The organism is uncultured Rikenella sp. (assembly GCF_948810725.1).
Taxonomy (GTDB): Bacteria; Bacteroidota; Bacteroidia; order Bacteroidales; family Rikenellaceae; genus Rikenella.
In genome coordinates this window covers 1-9,618 of sequence record NZ_CAQIVA010000059.1, presented here as the reverse complement: position 1 = coordinate 9,618, position 9,618 = coordinate 1, and the positions used below count along the sequence as shown (strand labels likewise).

Annotated in this window: 7 protein-coding genes; 2 read left to right on the top strand and 5 right to left on the bottom strand. The window is 57.8% G+C overall.

Annotated features, from left to right (window positions below; translation table 11 throughout):
* Nucleotides 1-499 precede the first annotated feature (499 nt).
* From proS to Q9S52_RS09850, 5 genes are all read right to left on the bottom strand, one after another.
* Entirely contained in the window at nucleotides 500-1,984 is a 1,485-nt protein-coding gene (gene proS / locus Q9S52_RS09870; RefSeq protein ID WP_304708994.1) for a proline--tRNA ligase, read from the bottom strand.
* Between the two features lie 94 nt (nucleotides 1,985-2,078).
* Complete coding sequence (locus Q9S52_RS09865) at nucleotides 2,079-3,134, bottom strand: 6-bladed beta-propeller (RefSeq protein ID WP_304708993.1); 1,056 nt, start codon at nucleotides 3,132-3,134, stop codon at nucleotides 2,079-2,081.
* Nucleotides 3,135-3,213: 79 nt separating this feature from the next.
* Nucleotides 3,214-3,471, bottom strand: coding sequence for an NVEALA domain-containing protein (locus Q9S52_RS09860; protein ID WP_304708992.1), 258 nt, complete (start codon nucleotides 3,469-3,471; stop codon nucleotides 3,214-3,216).
* A gap of 226 nt (nucleotides 3,472-3,697) precedes the next feature.
* Nucleotides 3,698-4,423, bottom strand: coding sequence for a TetR/AcrR family transcriptional regulator (locus tag Q9S52_RS09855; RefSeq protein ID WP_297625212.1), 726 nt, complete (start codon nucleotides 4,421-4,423; stop codon nucleotides 3,698-3,700).
* Nucleotides 4,424-4,430: 7 nt separating this feature from the next.
* Nucleotides 4,431-5,282: a TetR/AcrR family transcriptional regulator gene (locus Q9S52_RS09850; RefSeq protein ID WP_297625215.1), complete on the bottom strand. Its 852-nt coding sequence runs from the start codon at nucleotides 5,280-5,282 to the stop codon at nucleotides 4,431-4,433.
* 1,794 nt (nucleotides 5,283-7,076) lie between these two features.
* On the opposite strand from Q9S52_RS09850, the gene kbl reads away from it, so the two are divergent.
* Nucleotides 7,077-8,267, top strand: coding sequence for a glycine C-acetyltransferase (gene kbl, locus Q9S52_RS09845; protein WP_304708991.1), 1,191 nt, complete (start codon nucleotides 7,077-7,079; stop codon nucleotides 8,265-8,267).
* 416 nt (nucleotides 8,268-8,683) lie between these two features.
* A complete protein-coding gene (locus Q9S52_RS09840) occupies nucleotides 8,684-8,842 on the top strand; it encodes a hypothetical protein (RefSeq protein ID WP_297830564.1) in 159 nt (52 codons plus the stop codon).
* The last annotated feature ends 776 nt before the right edge of the window (nucleotides 8,843-9,618 follow it).

Sequence of the window (9,618 nt, the reverse complement as noted above, 5' to 3'; positions counted from 1 at the left end):
TAGGCCTGCCGCTAGCGTTTATCCTGAGCCAGGATCAAACTCTCCATTGTAAAAAAACAATTTTTCGAGTGTCCCGACCGATTTCTTCTCGTTCCGGTTCGCCTCGCGGCGCCGGAATCAGGAATTGACAAATTGTACTACACTACAAATTATCATTAAACTTTTCACAGTAATTCAAAGAACTGAAACCCGAAGGTTCATATCTCTTTTTCAAAATCCCGTTTTCGCTGTTCGGGCGAAAAGGGATTACAAAGGTATGTCTATTTTTTCAATCGACCAAAACTTTTTTTTCACGCTCCCCTACGCTCGCACCTGCCGGCGCCCCCTGTTTTTCTCGATTGCGGATGCAAAGGTATGTGCTTTTTTGTATTTCGCAAAATATTTTGTGAAATATTTTTGCGTTTTTCTTGGGACACTGCTCTACTCTGCTGTTTTTCAAATAAATGCGGCCGGAAAAATTTTCCGGCCGCGAGGGGTTTCTCTATATCTATAAAGGAAATTAGTAGGCTTTGGCGAATAGGACGCGCCGGTGGGAGGGTTTGCCGCTGACGATACAAGTCCCCTCTTCCTCTGGTGCGTCGACGGGGATGCAGCGGATGGTGGCTTTGGTTTCGGCTTTGATCTGCTCTTCGGTTTCGGGGGTGCCGTCCCAGTGGGCGAGGAGGAAGCCGCCTTTCTCTTCGAGTACGCGTTTGAATTCGTCGTAGGTGTCCACTTTGGTAATCATGGAATCGCGGAATTTCAGGGCTTTGTCGTAGATTCCTTGTTGAATATCCGCGAGGAGTTTTTCGATGCGATCGGCGATGCCTGCTGCGGGAACGCTCTCTTTGGTGAGGGTGTCGCGCCGGGCGAGTTCCACTGTCCCATTCGCCAGGTCGCGCGGGCCGATGGCGAGGCGCACGGGGACGCCTTTGAGTTCGTATTCGGCGAATTTGAAGCCGCTCCGCACGTTGTCGCGGTCGTCGATCTTGACGCTGATGCCTTTGGCTTTCAGCTCGGAGGCGATTTGTTCCATTTTGTCGACGATGGCGCGCAGTTCGTCGGGTCCTTTATATATAGGTACCATGACGACTTGGATGGGGGCGAGTTTGGGGGGGAGTACGAGGCCGTTGTTGTCGGAGTGGGCCATGATGAGGGCGCCCATCAGGCGGGTGGAGACGCCCCAGGAGGTGGCCCAGACGTAGTCCATTTTGCCTTCTTTGTTGACGAATTGGACGTCGAAGGCTTTGGCGAAGTTCTGGCCGAGGAAGTGCGATGTCCCGCTCTGGAGGGCTTTCCCGTCTTGCATGAGGGCTTCGATGGTGAGGGTGTCGTCGGCGCCGGCGAAGCGTTCGCTGTCGCTCTTGTGGCCTACGATGACGGGAAGGGCGAGCCATTGTTCGGCGAAGTCGCGGTAGACGCCGATCATTTTCCGGGCTTCGGCGATGGCTTCTTCTTTGGTGGCGTGGGCGGTGTGGCCTTCCTGCCAGAGGAATTCGGCGGTGCGGAGGAAGAGGCGGGTGCGCATCTCCCAACGGACGACGTTGGCCCACTGGTTGCAGAGGATGGGGAGGTCGCGGTAGGATTGGATCCAGTTCTTATAGGTGTTCCAGATGATGGTCTCGGAGGTGGGACGCACGATGAGTTCTTCTTCGAGTTTGGCGTCGGGGTCGACGATAACGCCTTTCCCGTCGGGGTCGTTCTTGAGCCGGTAGTGGGTCACGACGGCGCACTCTTTGGCGAATCCTTCGACGTGGTGGGCTTCTTTGGAGAAGAAGGATTTGGGGATGAAGAGGGGGAAGTAGGCGTTGACGTGGCCGGTGGCTTTGAACATGTCGTCGAGGGCGCGCTGCATCTTCTCCCAGATGGCGTAGCCGTAGGGTTTGATGACCATGCAGCCGCGGACGGCGGAGTTCTCGGCGAGGCCGGCTTTGACGACTAATTCGTTATACCATTTGCTGTAGTCCTCCTGGCGCGAGGTGAGGTCTTTGAGCTCTTTTGCCATATCTCTGTTGTTTCGTGCTTGATGGGGCAAAGATAAACAAAAATCCGCCGCTGTGCGCTATCGCAAAGCGGCGGAGGTGGGGCGGGAGGGAGGGCTATTCGATGGTATAGAAGATCAGTACGGCGTTGTCGTTTTCGTCGACTTGTACGCTATCGCGCCAGGGGGCGTACTGCGGGTCTTCCAGAAAACGGGCGGCCTCCACCGAGGCGACGAAGCCGTGTTCGGTGGCGCAGGCGATCGGCTTCACGGCGATCGTCCCTTCGGCAGCGGCAATGCGCTGGGCGCCGGTGGCCGGATCGTAGTACCACGTGTACTCCTTACCGCTCAGCGAGAAGGTCATGCCCCACCAACGGTTGCTCGGGTTGAAGTTCGGGAAAGAAACGATGTCGTTCTGAGAAAATTCTTCCATTAAAGTTCCTGCCGTTAAACGGGCAACAAAGTCCGGCGTAATGGTGTATTTTCCGAAATCGAAATGTATGCGTTTTACGTCCGAGGAGTCGGCCCCCACGGTGTAGATGTCCGAGGCGAAATCCGGAAAATAATAAAGCTGTCTGTTGGCTTCGGTAAACGGAAACATAGCCGGCATACTTACCGTGGTTTTGGCCAAAATCGGAGAGATGGTTTCATACCGGATTTTTCCTTCACTGTCGGTCACGACCAGTGTCCCGGCTTCATTATAGATGGCTTGGATGGCCAGATCGTTATCTGCAACAGCAATTGCATCAGGAGCAAAATCCAAGGGGATATTCTGTACAAACTCTCCTGTATGGGTGTATACTTTTATCCCGTTATGATAGGTGCCGGATACAATATATAATTTGTCTTTGTAAGGCCAGAAATGAGAGATGGTGATATATTCCTGCGGCCCGTGGCCCACGCGGTCTACTTTCGAGAGGTATTTTCCGTTCGCGTCGAAGACCAGAATCTGTTGCATGTCCTGTACGAAGATGCGGGTGTCGGTCGTCCTCACCCGGAAGAACCGACCGTAAAGCGATTCGGAGTTCGTTTCGAGCGGGACGACTTTCTCGATCTTCCGGGTGGGCTCGGGGGCGTCGAAGTCGATGGTGATCTGTTCCGAGGCGGTCTGCTGCGGCTTGCTGCCGCAGGCGAAGAGAATCAATCCGAACAGGCTGAAGAAAAAAGGTTTCATCTTTATTTTTGTCAATTTTGGAACAAAAAGATTCCCCTACAAATGTAAGGGAATCTTTTATAATATCGATTTTTATCTTTTAAAAAGTACAGAAATCCGCACCACCTGGATTGCAGGTTTTAGACCCATATTGATCAATGATTTTCACAATCCACCGTGCTGCTCCACCGATATTTTCACCGTCTTCGATGGACAAAGCCATCGCTTCCAGATTGGCGAGGGTCAAATCCGACATTTCCGGTTGCTGGGTTTGCGCTTTGAGGTAGGTCATTACGGCGCCGCCGCAAATCAGGACTGCACCACCGGCGGCCAACAGAATTTTGGTCATTTTCTTCATGACTTCAAAAATTAAAGGTAAATAAAAAGTGTGTCTTTCCGAAGGTTTTCAGAGAAATCACACTTCAAATATAATCCAAAGAATCGAAAGCGACAATATTTTGTTGAATTATTTTATTTCTAAAATTATTCGAAAATAATGGCTCTGTCGGAGGCAAGAAAAAAAAGGGGACTCGCGGTGAGTCCCCCTGTGGAAAATAGGTGATACCTAAGCTTGTCGGAGGCGCCTACTGCAACGGAGGGTCGCCCAAAGAATCGTCGGCGGAGACTTTATCCATAATCTCGGCGAATTCGGCGAGGCCTTTCTCGCTCAGGACGGGATAAAGGGCGTGTAGGGACATCAGGGCGAGGTAATCCAACCGGTTGGCTACGTCGTCGGCGCCATAGGCCTGGTAACCGTAGTTGAGGCACCAGCGGGTCAAAACGTAATGGCAGGCGTGGATGTCTTCGAGCTGTTGGCGGGTGGCTTCTTTCCGAATATAGCCGTTTCCGGTCAGAAGCTGGACGGCGCGACGCCCGAGCGAAAGGTGGTGCTCTTCGTTGGCGCGGTTCACTTCCCGGTCGCGGGTCATGGCGCCGAGGTCGGAGCTGCGGAACAGCACGACGCCGCGGTATTTGTAGTCGAGGCGGATCCGGACGCGGTTGAGGAGGTAGTATTGACGGAGGTCGAGCAGGGTGGTCAGCGGGCGGACGAGGTGGTCGTATTCGTCGAGGTAGCGCTCCCACAGGGCGTAACAGATGTCTTCTTTCCGCGAAAAGTGGTAGGTGATGTTCCCGGGGCTCAGCCCCAGGGAACGGGAGAGGGCGTCGATCCGAAAGTCGACCATCCCGGTGTCGTTGATGAGTTCGAGCGAGCGGCGAAGGATGGTGGCGCGGGTCGAGGGCTCGTCGGATACGCCGGGCACTACGAGGGCGGATGCCGTGGGGTGTTTCTCTTTCTTGGTCAGGGCCATGGCGTCTCTATTTTATCTGATTGGCAATGTTTTTAAACTGGCGGCGCCCTTCGTCGGTGAGGTAGGGCAGGAGTTGCAGGAGCGAGAGGGAGACGTAGCGGTTCACGGCCTCTTCGAGGCGGTCGCCGCCGTGGTTGGCGAAGGCGTTGTTGATCCACCAGCGCAGGAGGGTGATCTGGGAGGCGAAGATCAGGTCGCGCAGGCGGGGGTCGGCGATGGGGCGAAGGCAGCCGTTTTCGGTCAGACGGTCGTAGCAGGCGTACATCCAGGTGCGGTTGGAGTCCATCCATCGGGCGAAGGTGGCGTGTTCGCGTCGCAGGACGCCGAGGTCGCCGAAGTAGTAGGCGGTCACGCCGACATAGGCGATGGCTTTGGAGGCGATGACGCGGAAGTAGAGGTAGAGTTGTTTGATGTCGAGAAAGGGGGTGATGATCTCGGCGAGGGTGGCACGCATGGTGGTCTCGTATTGCTCCCAGATGGCGGCGATGATGTCTTCCTTTTTGGGGAAGTGGTAGGTGATGTTGCCGGGGCTGAGGGAGAGGGCGCGGGCGACGGTCTCGATCCGGAAGTCGACGATGCCGGTGCGGTTGATGACTTCGTTGGCCATGGCGACGATCAGTTCGCGGGTGGAGTGTCCGGAACGGCGGCCGGAGGCGCGGGTGCGGTCGGCGAGGTCGAGGTGGATGTCCTGGAGGTCGGCGAGGTCGGGCTCGGCGCGACGGGGACGGCCGCGTTTGCGTTTGGGCTGGTCGAGAAGGGGGCCGTTCTTGCGCGGACGGCCGCGTTTGCGTTTGGCAACCTGGGGTTCGGTGGTTTCGTCCTGGGGTGCGGGATGGAGGGGTTTGGTGGATGTGCTCATCGTGTTTCCGTTTTTGTTTCCCGGGCGCCCGGGGTGGCGAGGGCGGCTGGAGGGGTGAGGGTTTGGTGCTCTTTCCGATCTTCGTCCGGGGGAGCGGGGGCTCGGGGGAGGGGTGGAACCGAAAAGTAAACCAATTTCAATCAAATATATGAATTATATCGGATAAATTTTACGGTTCGGGCGAAGAAAACTGGCGGCTGTTTGAATTTTTTCAAAAACTATTGCGGGTGTCGCGGATTTTCCTGCAAATTTCTTGCCAATCTTCATCTTCGGAGCGGGGAGTATTGTGTTTTCCTTTTTCGGCCCAAAAGAATAACTTTGCGTCTGTTCCGGCGGTTTTGTCGGTTCTTTGACGGTGCGGCGGCGCGGCCCCGGGCTTCCGCTTCAGCAATACGGGCGCGATGTATGGGGTGGCCAATGACGGATATTGTTGGGCGTCTGGGGGCAACGGTGCCAGTGGCATGTATGTGGGGTTCAATGTGACGTGGCTCAGCCCGGACGGTGGGAACAATCGGGCGTTCGGTCTTCTGTTGCGTTGCCTCTCGGAATAAACGGGGACGAGAGGCACGCGGGGGGCAATGGGCCGGAGCTACCCCATATAACCGAACTTTGTGCGGGCGGACGCCCGGGAGGTACGGCAACTCTCGACGCGGGAGCGGCGTGTTGCGGGCCGCCCGTGGGGAGGCGTCCGGCCCGCGCGACCCAAAGGGTCGCAAGAGCACGGTCTATTCGTCTTCGGCGCGCTATTGGGTTCTTAGCTAAGTTCGCCGCCAGCGGTGAATGCAACGAGCCCCGACGAGTTGCAGTCCGCCGCGTGGGGTGGCGGCGAACTGCGCGACTCGAAGAGCCGCAGGGGCAAGCCTTTTTCTGTCGGGTTCGGGCTGCGCGCGCCGGGGGTGGGCCGAACGGCTCAGTACACAGGCTCGGCGCCCGTTTATCACTTCTGCCATGTTCGGCCTGTCGCCCATCCCCCCCGAGGCGCTCCGCGCCTGGGCGACAAGGCCGGCGGTTCGGGGAACCGCGCTATTCGCTTTCGGTTTAAGCGGCCGAAGCCTGCGGGGCCCAAAACGAGCTTTACGAGTTGCGTCCCGCCCGAGGGGAGGCTTCAGCCCGCGCGACTCTGCGAGTCGCAAAAGCACAGCCCAACCCACGGCCCAAAACACTGCCCCGTGTCGGCCTCACTGCGGCTCCGCTTACGCTCCGCCGCATTCCCGTCGCCCGCTGGGATTTCATCTCGATTTTGCTATCACAAAACGAGCGAAATCCCTCTTTAGGCGGGCGGGCGACGGGGTTTTGCGCGGGATCGAGTTTTTTCGCGCGCCTGTTCTTTGTCCGCGCGCCTTGCGCGATTCAGTTATATTCGGCTACCGCCGAAATAGTTGAATCGCTTCTTCAGGCGTGGCGCGCGTCATCCTTACGGGAGGGTACTGCGCTCGGGCCGCGCGGGCCCCACGTCCCGTGGACGGGAAATGCTTGCGCATTTCCACTGGCCGCCTCTACCCCCGTTCTTTGTCCGCGCGCAGGCGAGCTTTATTCGCGCGCCTTGGGAAATCTTGTCAAAACGTGCCAGCACATTTTGACGATTTCCCTCTTTTGGCGGGGCGCGCGATCTAAGCACTGCCCCGGATGGAACTGTTCCTTTTGTGAACAAAAGGAACCGAAAAAACTTTAGAGCGCATCCCTAAAGGGATGCTTTGGCCGGGTCTAACCGCATCACTCAACCACACAGGGGACGCGATGCGGTCGCGCTTCCGAATACACAAATAATTTAAAACTCTTAACTTCATAACTACGATGTACGGAAAAGTCAAACAGTACCTCAAGGATGAGCTGGCGGCGATCGATGCGGCCGGACTCTACAAACGGGAACGCATCATCACCACGCCGCAACGGGCGGAAATCAAGGTGGAGGACGGACAACGGGTGCTCAACTTTTGCGCCAACAACTACTTGGGGCTCTCGGACAATCCGAGGCTGATCGAGGCGGCGAAACGGGCCATGGATACGCACGGGTTCGGGATGTCGTCGGTACGGTTCATCTGCGGAACGCAGGACATTCACAAAGAGCTGGAACGTGCCATTGCCGACTATTTCGGAACGGAGGAGACGATCCTATATGCTGCTTGTTTCGATGCGAACGGGGGGGTGTTCGAACCGATCCTGGGCGAGGAGGATGCCATTATTTCGGATGCGCTGAACCACGCCTCGATCATCGACGGGGTGCGGCTATGCAAGGCGAAACGGTATCGGTATGCGAATGCCGATATGGAAGATCTCGAAACGCAGCTCAAACTGGCGCAGGCGCAGCGGTTCCGCATCATCGTGACGGACGGGGTCTTCTCGATGGACGGCAATGTGGCGCCGATGGATCGGATCTGCGAACTGGCGGAAAAATACGATGCGCTGGTGATGGTGGACGAGTGCCACTCGGCGGGGGTCGTGGGGCCGACGGGGCGAGGGGTGACGGAGCTGTTCGACGTCCGGGAACGGGTCGATATCATCACCGGGACGCTGGGCAAGGCGTTCGGCGGGGCGGTGGGCGGTTTCACCACGGGACGAAAGGAGATTATCGACATGCTGCGGCAGCGGTCGCGGCCTTATCTCTTCTCGAATTCGATCCCGCCGGCGGTGGTCGGAGCGGGGATCGAGATGTTCCGCATGCTGGGCGAAAACGACGACCTGCACGCGAAGCTGGCGGAAAATGTGACCTATTTCCGCGACCGGATGATTGCGGCGGGGTTCGATATCAAACCGACGCAATCGGCGATCTGTGCGGTGATGCTGTACGATGCGAAGCTGTCGCAGGTGTTCGCGGCGAGGTTGCTGGAGGAGGGGATTTATGTGACAGGGTTCTACTATCCGGTGGTGCCGAAGGATCAGGCGCGGATCCGGGTACAGGTGTCGGCGGGACACGAACGGGAGCACCTGGATCGGTGTGTGGAGGCGTTCACGAAGGTGGGACGGGAGCTGGGGGTGTTGAAATAACGGTCGGTGCCTGAACGGGTTATTGGCCTTGGAAAGGGTGTTCCGCGCTCCGCGCAGAGCACCTTTTTTATTTCGCACGGTTCATTGTTTCGGGGGCTATTGGGCACGTTGCGCGGCACAGCCGCTCCCCGGCCCCGGGCTTCCGCGACCACTCTTCGGGCGCGCAGAAGAGCAACGGCAACCACGGGTTCAGTTGGTCGTCCGCGAGTAATGGGATTCGAGGTGTGTACTTGACTTTCGACGTGACGTATCTTAACCCCTATATCGCGAACTTCCGCGTCTTCGGTTTTCAGTTGCGGTGCCTCTCGGAATAAACGGGGGACGAGTGCGCGCGGGCAATTTAGGATAGAGGCGCCCAGCTTTTGAGGGCCGAGCGGCGCGCCCCGGGCTACCGCGGAGCCGGCAATGAAGAATGGATGGGCGGTTTAGCTTATGTCGGGGCTTACGGATACAGCTGGGCTTCTACGGTCAACGAGAAAAACGGCATGTATATGGCTGCCTATGTAACCTGGCTTGAACCATGTAGCAGCAGTTTTCGTGCCTTCGGTTTTCAGTTGCGTTGCCTCTCGGAATAAACGGGAAAGGGAGTCGCGGGGGCAAGGGGCTGGAGCTGCCCCATGTAGCCGAACTTTATGCGGCCGGACGCCCGGGAGGAACAGCAACTCTCGGCGCGGAGCGGCGTGTTGCGGGCCTCCCGGGTCGCAAAAGCTCCGCCCCCGCACCGCTCTCCATTTTATTGGGTTCGGGCTGCGCGCTCCGGGGGTGGGCCGAAGGCCCAGCGCGCAGGCCCGGCGGTTCTTCGAACCGCAAAAGCACGGCCCATTCGTCCGCGACCTGTTTGCAGTCGCCGCCAGCGGAGAGCAGCAACGAGCGCCGGCGAGTTGCAGTCCGCCGCGTGGGGTGGCGGCGAACTGCGCGACTCTGCGAGTCGCAGAAGCTCGGCCAACAGTTCAGCCCAATCCACCGCCCGAAGAACAAGCACAGCCCAAAGCGTACCCCAATTCTCCGCCCCGTGTCAGCCTCACTGCGGCTCCGCTGTCGCTCCGCCACGCTTGCCGTCGCCCGCGGCAATTCTTGCCGGATTGGCTCACCGCCAACCGGCAGAATATGCCCTCTTAAGCGGGCGGGCGACGGATTTTACGCGAGAGGGTCGAGTTTTTTCGCGCGCCTGCGCGATTCATCTATATTCGGCTACCGCCGAAATAGCTGAATCGCTTTTTTAGGCGTGGCGCGCGAGCAACAGGAAAGTAATAACGGCCGCGCGCCATGACGCGAACGCGTCGGCCAAGCGGGCCACACGTCCCGTGGACGGGAAATGCTTACGCATTTCCACTGGCAGCCTCTACCCCCG